This window comes from Vibrio tubiashii ATCC 19109, assembly GCF_000772105.1.
GTDB classification, from domain to species: domain Bacteria; phylum Pseudomonadota; class Gammaproteobacteria; order Enterobacterales; family Vibrionaceae; genus Vibrio; species Vibrio tubiashii.
Genome location: NZ_CP009354.1, coordinates 1,957,116 through 1,974,616, shown reverse-complemented (window position 1 = coordinate 1,974,616; position 17,501 = coordinate 1,957,116). Strand labels below are relative to the sequence as shown.

Annotated in this window: 13 protein-coding genes; 5 read left to right on the top strand and 8 right to left on the bottom strand. The window is 45.6% G+C overall.

Features of this window, described 5'->3' with window-relative positions; genetic code table 11:
* Positions 1-41: 41 nt before the first annotated feature.
* From IX91_RS08905 to IX91_RS08895, 3 genes are all read right to left on the bottom strand, one after another.
* Entirely contained in the window at positions 42-509 is a 468-nt protein-coding gene (locus tag IX91_RS08905) for a tellurite resistance TerB family protein (RefSeq protein ID WP_004745540.1), read from the bottom strand.
* Positions 510-586: 77 nt separating this feature from the next.
* Positions 587-2,488: an alkaline phosphatase D family protein gene (locus IX91_RS08900; protein ID WP_004749290.1), complete on the bottom strand. Its 1,902-nt coding sequence runs from the start codon at positions 2,486-2,488 to the stop codon at positions 587-589.
* A 3-nt stretch (positions 2,489-2,491) separates the two neighbouring features.
* Positions 2,492-2,857, bottom strand: coding sequence for a VC1380 family protein (locus tag IX91_RS08895; RefSeq protein WP_004743343.1), 366 nt, complete (start codon positions 2,855-2,857; stop codon positions 2,492-2,494).
* 118 nt (positions 2,858-2,975) lie between these two features.
* Between IX91_RS08895 and IX91_RS08890 the strand changes: the two genes are divergently transcribed.
* From IX91_RS08890 to IX91_RS08870, 5 genes are all read left to right on the top strand, one after another.
* A complete protein-coding gene (locus IX91_RS08890) occupies positions 2,976-4,301 on the top strand; it encodes a MipA/OmpV family protein (RefSeq protein ID WP_004743344.1) in 1,326 nt (441 codons plus the stop codon).
* Positions 4,302-4,567: 266 nt separating this feature from the next.
* Positions 4,568-8,404 carry an ATP-dependent RNA helicase HrpA gene (gene hrpA / locus IX91_RS08885; protein ID WP_004743345.1) on the top strand — a complete coding sequence of 1,279 codons (3,837 nt, stop codon included), beginning with the start codon at positions 4,568-4,570 and terminating at the stop codon, positions 8,402-8,404.
* Positions 8,405-8,506: 102 nt separating this feature from the next.
* The gene (locus IX91_RS08880; RefSeq protein ID WP_004743346.1) at positions 8,507-8,998 is read left to right on the top strand and encodes a porin family protein; all 492 of its coding nucleotides are present in this window, start codon (positions 8,507-8,509) and stop codon (positions 8,996-8,998) included.
* 157 nt (positions 8,999-9,155) lie between these two features.
* Positions 9,156-10,967, top strand: a complete 1,812-nt coding sequence (locus IX91_RS08875) for an ABC transporter ATP-binding protein/permease (protein WP_004749289.1) — start codon at positions 9,156-9,158, stop codon at positions 10,965-10,967.
* Between the two features lie 31 nt (positions 10,968-10,998).
* On the top strand, positions 10,999-11,352 hold the full coding sequence (locus tag IX91_RS08870) for a VOC family protein (RefSeq protein WP_004744048.1): 354 nt from the start codon (positions 10,999-11,001) through the stop codon (positions 11,350-11,352).
* Between the two features lie 45 nt (positions 11,353-11,397).
* On the opposite strand, the gene IX91_RS08865 is transcribed toward IX91_RS08870, so the two are convergent.
* The 5 genes from IX91_RS08865 to trpD form a co-directional block, all read right to left on the bottom strand.
* Entirely contained in the window at positions 11,398-12,657 is a 1,260-nt protein-coding gene (locus tag IX91_RS08865) for a dicarboxylate/amino acid:cation symporter (RefSeq protein ID WP_004749288.1), read from the bottom strand.
* A 339-nt stretch (positions 12,658-12,996) separates the two neighbouring features.
* Positions 12,997-13,803 carry a tryptophan synthase subunit alpha gene (trpA, locus tag IX91_RS08860; protein WP_004743949.1) on the bottom strand — a complete coding sequence of 269 codons (807 nt, stop codon included), beginning with the start codon at positions 13,801-13,803 and terminating at the stop codon, positions 12,997-12,999.
* Positions 13,803-14,993, bottom strand: a complete 1,191-nt coding sequence (gene trpB / locus IX91_RS08855; protein WP_004743950.1) for a tryptophan synthase subunit beta — start codon at positions 14,991-14,993, stop codon at positions 13,803-13,805. Before trpB ends, trpA begins: the two co-directional genes overlap by 1 nt.
* 50 nt (positions 14,994-15,043) lie before the next feature.
* Positions 15,044-16,471 carry a bifunctional indole-3-glycerol-phosphate synthase TrpC/phosphoribosylanthranilate isomerase TrpF gene (gene trpCF / locus IX91_RS08850; RefSeq protein ID WP_004749287.1) on the bottom strand — a complete coding sequence of 476 codons (1,428 nt, stop codon included), beginning with the start codon at positions 16,469-16,471 and terminating at the stop codon, positions 15,044-15,046.
* A 25-nt stretch (positions 16,472-16,496) separates the two neighbouring features.
* Positions 16,497-17,495, bottom strand: a complete 999-nt coding sequence (gene trpD, locus IX91_RS08845; RefSeq protein WP_004743557.1) for an anthranilate phosphoribosyltransferase — start codon at positions 17,493-17,495, stop codon at positions 16,497-16,499.
* Positions 17,496-17,501 lie beyond the last annotated feature (6 nt).

Below are 17,501 nucleotides of genomic sequence, written 5' to 3'. Positions count from 1 at the left end.
TTGCCGGACTAATCCGCACAAAAACACTTTGTTTCAGAGAGTTAAGTTTCTTTATTGTCGTTTGTATCGTTAATGACAGCTAATTTGGCACGTATAAACTCACTATGGTCAACATACAGTAGTTCTGCGGTTTTCCTAATCACAGAATCTTCTATTGGGTCAATCTCACCATCAGCATTCGCGACTTCCCACATTGCTTTGATCAGCGCGAAGCGGGTTTCTTGGCTCAACTCTCGAAGTTGGGAGGTGAAATCGTAGAGAGAAGTCGAGTCTTTACTGCGCATTTCTGCCCGGCTCAACAGGGTTGTTGCAGCGGTTTCATCTAAATCGAGTAAACGCGTTAACAGGTGGCGTTTCGCTTCAATTTCAACCTGTTCTATTTGATTGTCCGCACCGGCAACTTCACAAAGTAGGCAAGCGATAGCAAGATTGACATCAGGCTGGGTGTTGTGACTTAAGTCGTGGCCCTCAAGTAACTGTTTGAAAAGCGACGTGATTGAATTGAGCATATTGAAAACCTTTGCGATAACACTATTTTTATAAATAGTGCTTATCCGAGAACATCTCAAGGGTCTTTACAAAAACCTTACTTTTCTTTTATCGGAGGGAACTCCCATTCGACTCCATTGCCAGTCAGTATCGAAATCCGTCTTGGTTTGCCATGTTCATCCAGTTTTAGCTCGCCCACAGCACTGGTGTTGACTAGGCGACGCACGCCTTCCGTATTGGGATCGCGTTTTTTGACTTTAAGGCGCTTACGCTTAGTCAAAAAGTTAAGCGGCGACCGCGGAGAATAAAGCAGCCTATCTGCATGGTCACAGAAGCCCAGAAGTGGTTCGGGAAACTGATTTTTGAATCCACTACAGGTGATTTGAAAAATGTTTGGGCTACTGCGTCTAAACCTAAGTTTAATGTCGTAGGCGAACGAGTAATGCACATCACCCGATAAGATCACAAAGTTGGTTGGCGTTTTGGTATGAGTAAAGATACTCAAAAGTGTATTGGCGCTGCCGGGGTGAGCCATCCAGTTTTCGGCATCAATGAGTAATGGCTGACCAAGCATCGTTGCACCTTTCTGTAGAGCCTCGATAAATTTGACCCCGAACATAGGTGCCGCAGAGACAATAACGACTTTATCTTGATGCATGAGTTCTTGTTGAAACTCAACCAATGCCTCCCAATCCATGAGACCTGAAGGTTTGTTCATACGAGATTCTGAGCGCCAACGGCGAGTGCGGGTATCAAGCACAACCACTTTAGGAGAACTATGAATTGTGTAGTGCCAACGCTCAAAGGTATAGAGGTACTGGATAAAGTTGTCTTGCTGTTGGCCGCCGGGTTGGCTTAAGAACTGCTCAGCGATAGCGAGGAACTCTTGATTGAAGTTGTCTGGTTCGTTTCCCCAGCCTTGGCAGAGCCAATAAGCAGCCAGTCCATTGCCAATGATGCGGTTAGAGAACGGATTGCCGTAGGCCGCTTTTTCCCAACCTATGGTTAGGTTCCAATCGTCCGTTACATCATGATCATCAAAAATCATATAAGTCGGGATGTGAGCAAACAGTCTTTGGACTTGAGGTAAACCCGCGACGAATTCATCGATTACCGCTTTTTCTTCACGCCACTGTTGTTGAAATAGCGGGGGAATGGGCTTATTCCCGTGAATAAACTTGTTATCAAGTAAGTTGTTGGTATTGAGGTAAGACCACAGAGTGGGAGACCAGACCAACAAATACATGGCGAAGAACTCTGAAAAAGTCACTAAGTGGTTTTCTGCTTCGCGAGAACTAAAAATAGGGGTATTGCGATGTGGGAACAGTTTCGTTAGCCATGTGCCATCGTCAACATGATGAGGCAGTATTTTGTCTCGACCATAATAACAGTCAGGGTGGGCGTACAATTCTTGGCTCGAACCGATGGGCGCTTGCTCAAACTGCTCATCTGGCAGGCCAAGCAATTTGATGGTCTGTAAAATAGCATCAAGAGTTGGCCCTGCAACATGATCCGCATAGATCTGATCACCACTCATCATGAGCAGATCTGGGCGATCTTCTAAAGCCTGACTCGCCACCTTCTCGTTAATCTGAATCAGTGCATCTTTGCTGGGGTGATGTGGGTTACGACACGACCCGTGAAGAATATAGTCTGCTTTAGTCGATATCTTAAACGTCACGCTCTGTTCATCGCTGTAAAGTAACTCAGGATAGAGGGAGGTAAGCGCGCCATGTTGAGTAATAAACTCATAGCTGAGCGCGACATTGGTCGGGAACTCGCCTTTGAACTGGGCAAGAGTTAAATAACAGTGTTTACCAATGGCAAGTTGCTGGCATTCGCTAAGGTCTTGCGAAAAAAGCGTCCCTAACTGCGGTTCTAAATTGAGTTCAAAATGACCACTAAGCGGTTCGCTTGTAACGAGCCAAAAAACAAGCTCTTTAGAAGTGGTTTTACGTAAGATAGGTCCGGCAATTAGGAAAGGTAAACTGCTATTCATTGACTACTCAGTTGGTGGCTCAGGGACTTCGGGATCTTCTAGGATTTCGATGATTTCTGAACTGGAAAGTTCATGTCCCATCAAAAATAACGCCAGCATGGCATCTGCTTTGGTCTTTGTATCAGATTGCTCTTCTATAATTTGCTCGAATCGATGGCGAATCATTTCAATTTCATGTTCAACAAACCCTCTACCTTCTTCTTCACCTTGCGTCTCTTCAGGCGCGCTATCGAATGAAAGAAACATCATATCGCCGTCGAGACTAGCATCGAGTAGACGCTCAGGTAGCCAGCACTCTCCAGTGACTATGTCTGGATCGGCGTTATCTGGTAAGGACTCGAGTAATCTTTTTAGTTCTGAGGCTTTCACAATTTTTTGATTTAAGAGATCATATCTTTATATTTTAACGACGAATGACCGAGAAACATAAGTATTAACTGTTTTAATTGGTTAGTTTTTGAGTGCTTTAGTCACTTTTGGGCAAAAAATGATAACTAGTAAACGTCTGCCAGCGTTAGCTTTTGCTGTCAGTAGCTTAATGTCAACTTCACTGAGTGCAGAAGAAAGCACAGCGATAAGTGAACAAAATTGGGGAATAGCGGCGGTATATCGAACGGCAACCATTCCGTTCGACACCCATGATGGTGATCATACAGTAAGTACATTTGTTCCCATGATGTACTTCAACAATGACTATGTATTTGTAAACGGTCTTGAAGGTGGGGCTTACCTTCATCAAAGTGAAGACGAACAGTTTCAGCTCAATGCTCTTATGAGACTACGTTTTGTCGATATTCCCGCTGCGGTACAAAATGCTAATGAAGGTGACTCGTTCGATTTTGGTGGTCAGCTGAGATATAAGCTAGATGATAAGTGGTGGCTAGATACTGAGCTAATGAGCGATAAAGATTTGCGCTTTCATGCCAACTTACGCGCATCTGCAAAGTATGAATATGGCGATTGGGAGCTAGAGCCACACGCGACGCTACGTTACAAAGGTGCAGATTTTAACAGTGAGTATTACGCATTTTCTGCGACAACTAAGCAAACTATTGGCGCCGGGATTGATGCAAAAGTGGGTCTAAAAGCACGTTACCACGTGCATTCTAATCTTTACCTACTCGGGGCTACCAGTGTGACACGTCTAGACCATAGTGCTTATCACTCCGATGCAGTCGAAGATAGATATCAAGGTGAGTTCTATATTGGTTTTGGTTTCTTTAATGACAAGGCCAAAGCGCCAAAATCTGAGCTAACTAATAAACGGTATGTTCGCTTTGCACATGGTTGGGCGACGCCATCGAATATCGGTGACATCATCACATTTAATGCCGAAAAAGATCCGTACAACAACCAGATGACTTCGGTGTTTTATGGTCATCCATTAACCGATGAGCTGTTTGGTATTCCTCTCGATATCTATTTTACACCGGGTATCGTTCATCATTGGTCATCAGAGGTTCAGTCCAGCGCAACAGAATATATTGCAGCGATTAAGGCGTATTACACGTTTGATTGGCCAACTAAGTGGCGTTTTGGTGTTGCAGAAGGCATGTCATACATCGACAGCATGACTTATGTCGAAAACGAAGAGATGAAATCCAAGGGCTACACCCCGAGCCACTTGCTTAATTACTTAGATTTCTCGTTTGATTTGAATCTTGGTGATCTTATCAACAATCGAGACTTCGATAACATGTGGTTGGGGTATTCTATCCATCACCGTAGTGCGATATTTGAAAGTGCTTCCCAATATGGACGTATCAAAGGGGGCAGTAACTACAATACCCTCTACCTTCAAATTGATTTCTAAGTCTACAAATTCGAGCGGCAGTGCAGCCGCTCTTTTATTCAATCAAACAGCGCTTGAAAGCCGTTCGTATAAGCCTTTGTTGGCTATAAATAAAGCGCTTGCAGACTCAACCAATCGCGAATTTGTGTGATACAATTCGCGCGTTTTAGATCAAGATAAGAATAGGAAACGCTTTGACTTCGTCACAGCCAGAAAACTCAAAAGCAGCGGATAGCCAAGTTCAGGCTAACACTGCTGCTTCTCTTCGCAAAGCGCTAAACCAGTGCATGCTGAAAGATAGATTTCGTCTAAGCAAACGTATCTCCGGGGCAAATAAAATTAAAAAAGAAGCCTCACGTAATGCGGTGTTTGACGAGATCGCGCTTGATATTGCCAAATCTATGATGGAAGCAGAGCAGCGCACCAATTACATCCCTAAGATTGAATACCCTGAAATTCTGCCTGTTAGCCAGAAGAAGGATGACATTGCGCAAGCGATCGAGCAAAACCAAGTGGTTATCGTTGCGGGTGAAACGGGGTCAGGTAAAACGACTCAGTTACCTAAGATCTGTGCGGAGCTAGGTCGTGGCAAGTTTGGCTTGATTGGTCATACACAGCCTCGTCGTTTAGCGGCGCGTTCGGTGGCGAATCGAATTGCTGAAGAGATGGAAACCAAGCTTGGCGAGTACGTCGGCTACAAGGTTCGTTTTAACGACCAAATCTCAGAGAACACTCAAATTAAACTGATGACTGATGGTATATTGCTGGCAGAGATCCAACACGATCGCTATCTCAATCAATATGACACCATCATTATCGATGAAGCACACGAACGTAGCTTAAACATCGATTTTATCTTGGGGTATTTGAAAGAGCTTTTACCGCGTCGTCCTGATCTAAAAGTGATCATCACGTCAGCAACTATCGACCCAGAGCGTTTCTCGAAGCATTTTAGCAATGCACCGATTATTGAAGTGTCGGGGCGTACTTACCCAGTGGAAACGCGTTATCGCCCACTGCGCGGTGAGGACGATGTCGATCGCGACCAATTAGACGGTATTTTTGAAGCGGTTGATGAGCTATGCGATGAAGGTCTGGGTGATATCCTGATCTTTATGAACGGTGAGCGTGAAATTCGTGATACTGCAGATGCGTTAGCTAAACGCAACCTAAAGAGCACGGAAATTGTACCGCTTTACGCGCGATTGTCTGCGGGTGAGCAGAACAAGATATTCCAACCCCATGCGGGTCGCCGAATTGTATTGGCAACCAACGTGGCAGAAACCTCGTTAACGGTACCGGGTATCAAGTATGTCATTGACCCAGGTACAGCTCGTATCAGCCGTTACAGTTACCGAACTAAGGTACAGCGCCTGCCGATTGAACCGGTTTCTCAAGCGAGCGCAAACCAGCGTAAAGGTCGTTGTGGTCGTGTTGAAGAAGGTATCTGTATCCGTCTTTACTCGGAAGACGATTACAACTCCCGCCCTGAGTTTACCGATCCAGAGATTCTGCGTACCAACCTAGCGTCGGTCATTTTGCAGATGACTGCACTCGGTTTAGGCGATATTGAAGCCTTCCCATTTGTTGAAGCGCCAGATAAACGCAACATCCAAGACGGTGTAAGACTGTTAGAAGAACTTGGTGCGATCAACGAAAAAGCCAAAGATCCGAAAAAACGCCTCACTTCAGTCGGTCGTCAATTAGCCAAGCTGCCAATTGACCCGCGCTTAGCTCGTATGGTGCTTGAAGCGCCAAAATACGGTGCACTGAAAGAGCTGATGATCATCGCTTCTGCCTTGTCTATTCAAGACCCGCGCGAGCGCCCAAGCGACAAACAGCAATCGTCGGATGATAAGCATCGCCGCTTCTTCCATGAAGAGTCTGACTTTCTAACGTTTGTAAACTTGTGGGATTACATTCAGAAACAGCAGAAAAAGCTGTCTGGTAACCAGTTCCGTAAGCAGTGCAAACAAGATTACTTGAACTACTTACGTGTGCGTGAGTGGCAGGATGTTTATTTCCAAGTTCATCAAGCGATGCGAGAAATGGACTTCAAACTGAATGATGAGCCAGCTAGCTATCAAGGGGTACACAGTGCGATCCTTGTTGGACTGCTGTCCCACATTGGTATGAAAGATGCTGAGAAGAATGAATATCAAGGCGCTCGCAATGCTCGTTTTCATATCTTCCCTGCTTCAGGCCTTTTCAAGAAGCAGCCGAAATGGATTATGTCCGCAGAGCTGGTGGAAACCTCAAAGCTGTGGGGTAGAGTCATTGCTAAGATTCAACCGGAGTGGATTGAACCTTTAGCCAAACACCTGATCAAGCGTAGCTACAGTGAACCACATTGGTCGAAAAAGCGCTCTGCGGTCATGGCACACGAGAAAGTGATGCTTTACGGGGTACCAATTGTGCCTAAGCGTCTGGTGAACTACGGCAGCATAGACCAGACCGTAAGCCGAGAAATCTTTATACGTAGCGCGCTAGTTGAAGGTGAATGGGAAACCAAGCACGCGTTCTTCAAGCAAAACCGTAAGCTATTGCAAGAAGTTGAAGAGCTTGAACACAAATCTCGCCGCCGTGACATTCTTGTTGATGACGATGAGTTGTTTGACTTCTACGATCAGCGTGTCGGTACAGAAGTTGTGTCTGGCAAGCACTTTGATACATGGTGGAAAAAGGCATCTCGCGATAATGCGGAACTGCTTAACTTTGAAAAAGAGATGCTGTTTAAGGGTGATGCGAGCCATATCACCGACCTCGATTACCCGAACTTCTGGCATCAGAGCGGACTTAAGCTCAAGCTTAGCTATCAATTTGAGCCGGGAGAAGATAACGATGGTGTGACAGTGCATCTCCCGTTACCGATTTTGAATCAGGTTGAACAAGCAGGATTTGACTGGCAGATTCCAGGTTTACGCCATGAGTTAGTGGTGAGCCTAATCAAGTCCTTGCCGAAAACCATTCGTAAGAACTTTGTTCCAGCACCGAATTACGCGGATGCGTTTTTAGCGCGTGCGACACCAATGGAAGCGCCGCTGCTTGATTCGCTAGAAAAAGAGCTGCGCAGAATGACGGGTGTTGAAGTTCTGCGTGAAGACTGGAACTTAGAGCAAGTGCCAGACCACTTGAAAGTGACTTTCCGTGCCGTTGATCATCGCAACCGGAAACTGAAAGAAAACCGTGATTTGCATGAGCTTAAAGAGAGCTTAAAAGACAAGGTGCAAGAAACTTTATCTAAAGTGGCAGATGACGACATTGAGCAGCAAGGGCTGCATACATGGAGCTTCGGCGAGTTGCCAAAAGTGTACCAGCAAAAACGCGGTGGTTACGATGTGAAAGCCTATCCAGCCATTGTTGATACCAAAGATAGCGTTGAGATTAAGCTGTATGAAACCGAGCACGAACAGGTTTCAGCGATGCAGGCAGGGCAACGTAGACTGATCTTGCTTAACGTACCTTCGCCAATTAAGTATCTGCATTCTAATTTGCCGAACAAATCGAAACTCGGTTTGTACTTTAATCCGTACGGCAAAGTGCTAGACCTTATCGATGACTGTATCGCTTGTGGTGTTGACAAGCTGATTGAAGAGAAGGGCGGATTGGTTTGGCAGCCTGAACAATTTGAACAGCTCAAAGAGCATGTTCGCGCTGAATTAGGTGATACTGTGGTAGAAATTGCTCAGCAAGTTGAGACAATTCTGACAACGGCATTTAACATTAACAAGAAGTTAAAAGGTAAAATTGACTTTACGATGGCGTTTGCTCTGTCTGATATCAAAGCGCAAATCGAAAGTTTAATTTTCAAAGGTTTTGCGACTGAATGCGGATGGAAGCGACTGCCTGATATTTTGCGTTACATGAAGGCGATCGAGCGTCGTATGGAAAAATTACCTATCGACCCGAATAAAGATCGCTTACACATGCTCAAGATAGAGTCAGTCACTAATGATTACAAAGAGTTACTGAACAAAATTCCAAAAGGTATGGTTGTGCCTGATAACGTCAAAGACGTACGTTGGATGATAGAAGAGCTAAGAGTGAGCTACTTTGCTCAACAGCTTGGTACACCATACCCAGTATCGGACAAGCGTGTAAAAATGGCGATTGATGCTTGTTAGGTATGTAAATTGCATAAATAACTATACAGTTCATAATTTTGACGAATACGGCAGGGACTTGCCACACTGGTTCCTGCACCTTGAAACTAGAGAAGGTTTACTATGAAAAAGACACTACTAGCGCTAGCTCTGATTGGCGCATCTGCTACAGCTTCTGCGGACTCTTGGATCTACGGTGGTGCAAGTGTAGGTCAAGCTGATCTAGCGAATGATTCATCGACTTCTTACAACGTTCACGTGGGTACAGGTATTCTGCCGCTAATTGGTCTTGAAGCGGGCTACCAGAACTTTGGTGAATTCGACAATATCACTTACGGAAACTTTACAGGTAAGCTTGAAGGTTCAGGTGTCTACTTTGCGGCAAAGCCAAGTATCGATTTCGGTCCTCTTCATGTTTATGCGAAAGCAGGCTTGCACTCTTACGAGCTAACAGGTACGAATTTTAAAGAAGACGAAATCGATATGATGTATGGCGTTGGTGCTGAGTACTTCGTGATGGGTCCTATCTCAATGGGCGCAAGTTACAGCGTATTCAGTATGAAAGAGAAAGACGTTAAAAACTTCTCTCTAAATGCGACTTTCCACTTCTTCTAAGCGAGAGAAGAGACATTTCAATTTCTAAGCCTGACTTCGGTCGGGCTTTTTTGTATCCGGTGACCTCTCGGGTTGCTATTTATTCATTAAACCCCAATACCTTATGGTAGGTAGGCGTCTTTGTTACAAGTCGCCAATTAGAAAATAAGGTACAACTATGCAATCAACGAGTGCTCCAAATCTTGAGCAGTCTAATCCGGCTCAAGAGTTACCAAAGAAAAATTTGGGGATATTGTTAGAACTGGTCAACTTTATCAAACCTTATAAGTTGAAGGTTGCCGCTGCTTTGATTGCGTTAATTGTCACTGCCTCATTAACACTGTCGGTCGGTCAAGGGGTGAGAATCTTGATTGACCAAGGTTTTGCTCAGCAATCGGTTCAAGAACTAGGTAGTGCGATTGGATTTATCCTTGTCGTTACCTTGCTGATTTCCATTGGCACATTTTTCCGTTTCTATCTCGTATCCTCGGTAGGGGAGCGAGTAAGTGCTGACATTCGGCTCGCGGTATTCAACCATATCATTACTCTTCATCCGAGCTATTTCGAGACCAATGGTAGTGGCGACATCATGTCGAGAATCACGACTGACACGACGTTGCTCCAGAGTATCATTGGCTCATCGTTTTCTATGGCGATGCGCAGTGCGCTGATGTGTATTGGCGCGGTAATCATGTTGTTTGCTACCAACATTAAACTCACCCTTATCGTTTTGGCTTCGGTGCCATTTATTCTAGTTCCTATTCTGTTTTACGGGCGACGAGTACGAGCTTTGTCTCGCCAAAGCCAAGATTCGATGGCAGATGTGGGTAGCTATGCCGGTGAGGCGATAGAGCATATTAAAACAGTGCAAAGTTACAGCCGTGAAGCGCAAGAAAAACGCTTTTTCTCCAACGAGGTAGAGCGAGCGTTTGAGATAGGGCGTAAACGTGTATTACAACGCGCGATTCTCATCTCAGGAGTGATTGTGATTGTATTTAGCGCCATCTCAGGAATGCTATGGGTTGGTGGTAGTGACGTGATTAATGGTGTTATGTCAGCGGGTGATTTAGCGGCCTTTGTTTTCTACGCGATCATGGTTGCCTCTTCACTGGCGACAATTTCCGAAGTACTCGGCGAATTGCAACGCGCGGCTGGTGCCACTGAACGCTTAATCGAAATTCTACAAGTAGAAAGCCGCATTACCGCGCCAGAATCAATAAACCGAAGCACTGATAAACTGAAAGCAGAAGTCTCGTTCAATGACGTTTCCTTTCATTATCCTTCACGACCTGACCAACCTGCGATGCAAGACCTTAACCTTGTGGCCGAAGAAGGAAAAATCCTTGCGTTAGTAGGGCCTTCAGGCGCAGGGAAAACAACCTTATTTGAACTTTTGCAGAGGTTCTATGACCCTCAGCAGGGCAGTGTTTTGTTGGGGGATATGGATGTGAGGGAGTTCGCCCCGCAAGATCTAAGAAATCAGATGGCCTTGGTGCCTCAGCAACCCGCTCTGTTTAGTCATGATGTCTTCCATAACATTCGCTACGGCAACCCAGAGGCGACGGACGAACAAGTGATCGAAGCGGCTAAGAAAGCACACGCTCACGACTTCATTATGAACTTGCCGGAAGGATACAACAGTTTCCTTGGCGAGCGCGGAGTCCGATTATCGGGTGGGCAAAAACAACGCATCGCAATTGCTAGAGCGATCTTGAAAGACCCGAATATCCTCTTACTTGATGAAGCGACCAGTGCCCTCGATAGTGAAAGCGAACATCATGTACAGCAAGCGCTTGAAGAGTTGATGCGCGGCAGAACGACAATCATCATTGCGCACCGGCTCTCTACCATTAAACATGCCGATAAAATTGCAGTTTTGGATCATGGTCGGTTAGTCGATGTTGGCGACCACCAATCACTGCTAGAAAGTTGTGAACTCTATCAGCGTCTAGTCGAATTGCAGTTTAAACACCTTGAGAGCCATCGCTGACCATGTGTGGCACGTTTATAGGAGAGATGGGATGACACCTGCTGCATTGCTTGTCCATGTGCCCGATGTGGAAGCTGGTCTTGATTGGTACCAGAAAGCGTTTCCGATGGCTGAACTTGTCTATTTACCCGATTACGATTTTACTTTGTTGCGCCTAGGGGATTTTGTTATCGAATTGGTACAAGCGGATGCCAAGGTCTCTAATGGGAAAAGTGGTACAGTGCTTTATTGGCTTACCGATAACTTACAAACTCGAATCGAAGAGCTGTGTGCTCTAGGTGCAAAACTTTATCGAGGCCCACTCGACATTGAAGATGGCATGATCATGCTTCAACTTGAAGACCCATTCGGCAATCTAATCGGGTTACGCGGTCGCAAAAAATAAAAAAGCCACTCAATCGAGTGGCTTCAATTTCAAAACTATCAGCGATTAAGCTTGCTGCTTTTGCAGTTCAGCTTCTTGCTCTTCTTCTTCAATTAGTGCATCAACAATGACTGCACATGCAGCGTCACCCGTGATGTTCAGTGCGGTACGAATCATATCGAAGATACGGTCAAGAGCGAACAGTAGCGGTAGACCTTCAATTGGAATACCTGCTGCTAGAAGTACGGCAACAACAAGGAAAGATGGGCCTGGAACACCAGCCTGACCAACAGCACCAAGTGTTGATGTTACGATGATTGCGATGTACGCGCCCATGCCTAGGTCGATGTTGAACAGCTGAGCAAAGAAGATTGCCACTAGGCCATAGTAAATCGCATTACCTGACATGTTAATCGTTGCGCCTAATGGCAGAACGAATGATGCTGTCGAGTTCTTAACGCCTAACTCGTGCTCAACCGTGTCCATAGTCACTGGCAGAGTTGCCATTGAAGAGGCGGTAGATAGTGCCACGGCTTGAGGCTTCTTCATTGCTGTCAGGAACTTCTTCGCTGAAGTCTTAGTGAAGATATGTACCATCAGTGGGTAAGCGACGAAACCAAAGATAAGGATAGCAGCGACGTATACAACGAATAGCTTGAATACGACCATAAGAGCGGCAAAACCAAAGGTGCCAACCGCTTCTGCCATAAGACCGAATACACCGATTGGCGCGATGATCATTACCTTGTTGATCATCCAAACCATAGCATCAACGATACAGTTTACACCGTTCATGATTGGCTCACGGCGCTCTTTTGCTTGCTTAGAAATTGCAATACCAAAGAACATACAGAAAACTAGGATCTGTAGGATATTTGCTTCGTTCAGTGATTGGAAAACGTTGGTTGGGATCATACCAGTGATGGTTGCCCAGAAAGTAGGAAGTTCACCTTTAGAAGCGTACTCAGCCGAGAACATGCCCTCAACACCAGACACATCAATGCCAAGACCAGGTTTGAATACTTCACCCATAAATAACGCTAGCGCTACAGCTAGAGCTGAAGTCAAACCAAAGTAGCCCAGTGTGACCAAGCCAACTTTACCAGCAGATTGGCTGTTACCTAGGCCAGCAGCACCAGAAATTAGTGCAACGGCAACTAGTGGGATAACTAGCATCTTAATTAGATTGATGAAGATCGCGCCCAGTGGAGCGAACATAGTTGCGCTGTTCCCCATCAAGGCACCGACGGCAGTACCTAGGATCATAGCTATGACAACTTGAACACCAATGTTGTTTAGCAAACTCTTTTCTTTTAACACTTCCATAACCTCTGTGCTAACAAAATTTAAAATCCAAGAATTACCCACCATTTTATTTATTAACAATGGATAATAATATCGTCTTGCTTTGTACACTTTAATTTTACATTTAGCAATATGCGTTATAGATGGTTCGAATAATTAATAAACGATTTATTGATTGGCGCTAAGTTTTTGTACAAAAGAAAACGTTTGCTATAAATCAAGGTTATCTATTTTTAAGAGCTATTTGTTGAAAGAGGGGCGGTCGAAGGGGCTTGAATACGCGGATAGATGTTAAAAAAAAGATCAGATTCTTACACTCAATAAGAATCTGATCTCATAGATGTTTAGATGGCTAACACGTTACTTCTGTGTTGCAGCCTTCATTGAAGAAACAAAGTTTGCGAGCTGATTTAACATTTCTGCTGGGTTTTCAGTATTGTTTTCAATGATTTTGACTACGGCTGAGCCAGAAATCGCTCCCGCAGCGCCTGCTTCGAGCGCCTGCTTAACTTGTTCTGGCTCAGAAATACCGAAACCTAGCAGTGCCGGAGGTGCATCAAACTGATTCAGTTTGCTTAGCATATCACCGACAGGCATATTTGCTTTGGTTTCAGCACCAGTTACACCTGCACGAGACAGTAGGTAAGTATAACCACCACCAAGCTGAGAAACTTGCTGAAGTGTTTCGTCACTTGCTGTTGGCGGTGCGATGAAGATTGGGTGAATACCGTGCTTTTCTGCCGCCGCGACGAACTCTGCGCTTTCGTTGGTTGGAACGTCAGCAATCAAAACGGAGTCAATCCCGGCTTGAGCGCAGCGCTGGTAGAAGTTTTCGATACCGCGTGAGTAAACCAAGTTAGCATACATCAGTAGGCCGATTGGCAGTTCTGGGTATTTAGCACGAATTTTACCGATTTGTTCGAAACAGATATCAGGTGTCGCGCCAGAATCTAGAGCGCGAATATTAGCACCTTGAATAGTTGGGCCATCTGCTAAAGGATCAGAAAACGGAATACCTAATTCAAGCGCATCTGCACCTGATTCAACGAGTGTTTCCATGATCTTGTAAGACTGCTCTGCGTTTGGATCGCAAACCGTTACAAAGGGTACAAATGCGCCTTGGTTTTTCTCGTTCAGGCGCTCAAACATCTTCGCATAACGACTCATTAGATCACTCCTTTTTCTTCTAGGATGGCGTGTACGGTGAAGATGTCTTTGTCACCACGACCGGATAGGTTAACAACCAATAACTGTTCTTTCTCTGGGTTCTCGCGAGCCATGCGCAGTGCGTGCGCTAGTGCGTGAGAAGACTCAAGCGCAGGAATAATACCTTCGCTACGCGCAAGCTCTTGGAAAGCGTCTAAAGCTTCGTCGTCGGTGACATTGTCATACTCTGCACGGCCAATGGCATTAAGGTGTGCGTGCTGTGGACCAACAGAAGGGAAGTCTAATCCAGCAGAGACTGAGTAAGATTCTTCAACCTGGCCATTTGGATCTTGCATCAATGGCGCTTTCATACCGAAGAAGATCCCCGTTTTACCATGCTTAAGAGGAGCACCATGTTGGTCGGTATCAATACCTTTACCTGCTGGCTCAACACCAATTAAACGTACGCTTTCTTCTTCAATGAAATCTGCAAACATACCAATGGCGTTAGAACCGCCGCCAACACAGGCAATAACTGCATCAGGAAGACGACCTTCGCGAGCAAGGATCTGGTTCTTCGTCTCTTCACCGATCATGCGTTGGAAGTCACGAACGATAGTTGGGAACGGGTGAGGGCCTGCTGCTGTACCTAATAGGTAGTGCGCATCCTCGTATGTTGCAGACCAATCACGTAGCGCTTCGTTACATGCATCTTTTAGCGTCGCAGAACCTGAATGAACAGGAATGACTTCAGCGCCCATCAGTTTCATACGGAATACGTTCGGGCTTTGACGTTCAACGTCTTTAGCACCCATGTAGACACGACACTTAAGACCGAGCAAAGCACAAGCGAGTGCTGTTGCCACACCATGTTGACCTGCACCAGTTTCAGCGATGATTTCATTCTTACCCATTCGCTTAGCCAGTAGTGCTTGACCCAATACTTGGTTGGTTTTGTGCGCGCCGCCGTGAAGTAGGTCTTCACGTTTAAGATACAGTTTGGTCTTGGTGCCTTTGGTCAGGTTGCGGGTCAGTGTAAGCGCCGTTGGGCGACCTGCATACTCTTGTAGCAGTGACATAAATTCGCTACGAAACTCTGGGTCTTCTTGAGCATCAATAAACGCTTGTTCCAACTGCTCAAGGGCAGGGACCAAAATCTGTGGTACGTACTGACCACCGTATTCGCCGAAGTAGGCATCTAGCTTTGCCATGTTAAAATTCCTTTCACTTTGAGCGCGTCTATAACGCGCTATACAAATTCTTAATAATTTCTGATTGCTGCAAAAGCTTGTGCTAGCTTTTCGCCATCTTTCTTACCCGGGGAGTGTTCGACACCCGAGTTGAGGTCTAATCCTAAACAGCCTTGAGCCGCGGCCTTTTGCGCATTAAACGGTGTAATGCCGCCGGCCAACATCACCTTCGAAGGGTCGCCGATTAATGACCAATCAAATACTAAGCCTGTACCACCGACTTGAGAGCCGACTTTAGTATCAAGCAGGTGACGGTCAACGTTATTCTCGATAAGTGCAGGGACATTCTCGCTTACGCCATACGCTTTCCAGATTTCAACACCAGAAGGTAAAGATGCCTGTAATGTGTCAACAAACGCTTGATCTTCCTTGCCATGAAGTTGAACGGCAGAGAGGCCTAGTTCGTTGACAGTTGTGATGATTTGCTCATGTTGGTGGTTTTGGAATACACCCACATACTTAAGCGGTGCGCCACTCATTGTGAGTCGTGCTGATTCTAACGACACAAAGCGTTTAGATTGCTCGACAAAAATCAAACCACCAAAAATAGCGCCTGATTGATAAGCTTTCGCGGCATCATCTTGATGAGTCAAACCACATACTTTGTTTTCACCCAATGTCACTTTACGAACAGCGAGCTCGAGGTTTTCTTCTGCCATTAAAGAGCTTCCGATGAGGAAGCCGTCAGCGAACTCAGCAAGATCTCTCACTTGTTGGTGAGTGTAGATTCCAGACTCAGAGATCACGGTTGCATCAGGTGCAAGCTGACGAATGGTTGGGGCCAATTCTTTGGTGCGATTTAGGTCGGTCGAAAGGTCACGTAAGTTACGGTTGTTGATGCCAATGACTTTCGCTCCTAGCTCTACAGCGCGATGAAGCTCTTGCTCATTACTAACTTCAGTCAGTACGCCCATATCGAGTGAATGAGCCACCTCAGCCAGCTCACGATATTCTTCATCACTGAGTACTGAAAGCATTAGCAAAATCGCATCGGCACTATAGTGACGTGCCAAATAAACCTGATAGGTATCAACCATAAAGTCTTTACATAGAATTGGCTGTTTCGCTTGCTTTCTTACCTGAGGTAGGAAGTCGAAGCTGCCTTGAAAGTACTTCTCGTCGGTTAACACCGAAATGGCGTTTGCATGGTTGTTGTAAACCGATGCGATGTAATCAAGATCAAAGTCATCGCGAATTAAACCTTTGGAAGGAGAGGCCTTTTTACATTCGGTGATGAAAACAGTGTTGTCTTGTTTTAGCGCTGTATAGAAGCTGCGGTCTGATGGCGTTAAATCACTTTTGAATGTCTCAAGTGGCTGTGATTCTTTACGCTCAGCAACCCATTGGTACTTGTCGCGAACAATCTTAGCTAAGACTTCTGCCATCTCAGCTTCTTTAACAGAAACGTGTTCGGATAATTTTTCTTTTACCTGAGTCATTTTCATAACCTTATTGTTCGAGGTGTTAAGCGTGAGCCGCTAATTTCTGCACTAGCTCATAAGCCTTGCCAGAGTTCATCGCTTCAAGAGCTTGCGCTGCGTTTGCTTTAAGGTCTTCGTGACCAAATAGACGCATGAGTAGTGCCACATTGACGGCTACCGCCCCCGCTTGAGCTTCTGTGCCTTTACCCGTCAAGATATTAGTCGTGATAGCCTTGTTCTCTTCAGGTGTGCCGCCCTTAATTGCTTCGAGTGGGTGTTGGCTTAGGCCAAAGTCCGCTGGCGAAACTGTGTATTCATGAATAGCTCCATCTTTGATTTCTGCTACTGTAGTTTCACCGTGAATCGCGACTTCATCTAAGCCACTACCGTGGACAACCGCTGCTCGCTTCATACCCATCTTAAGCATGGTTTCTGCGATAGGGCGAACCAACTCTTTACTGTATACACCCATAAGCTCGATGTTTGGACGGGCAGGGTTAATTAGTGGACCAAGGATATTGAAGATCGTACGCGTTTTCATCGTTTGACGAACAGGCATCGCGTGACGTACACCACTGTGATATTGCGGCGCAAACAAGAATGCGACGCCGATTTCGTCGACCGCATTGCGCGTGTCTTCAGCACTCATCGCTAGGTTAATACCAAATTTATCGAGCAGGTCTGAAGAACCAGACTTACTTGAAACGCTTCGGTTACCATGTTTCGCAACTTTTAAACCACATGCGGCTGCGACAAATGCAGATGTGGTCGAAATATTGATGGTGTCATGACCGTCTCCGCCTGTTCCTACAATATCAGCAAAGTCATAATCTGGTCGTGGGAATGGGTTCGCATTGGCTAACAAGGCTTTTGCTGCGCCAGCAATCTCGTCTGGGGTCTCGCCTTTAATTTTTAGCGCAGTTAGGGCTGACGCCATTAGAATTTGGTCTAACTCACCGCGGATAATAACGTCAAAAAGCTGTTGGCTTTCTTGCTCGCTCAGTGACTCTTGCTCGTAAAGTTTGTTGATAATCTGTTCCATGACCTT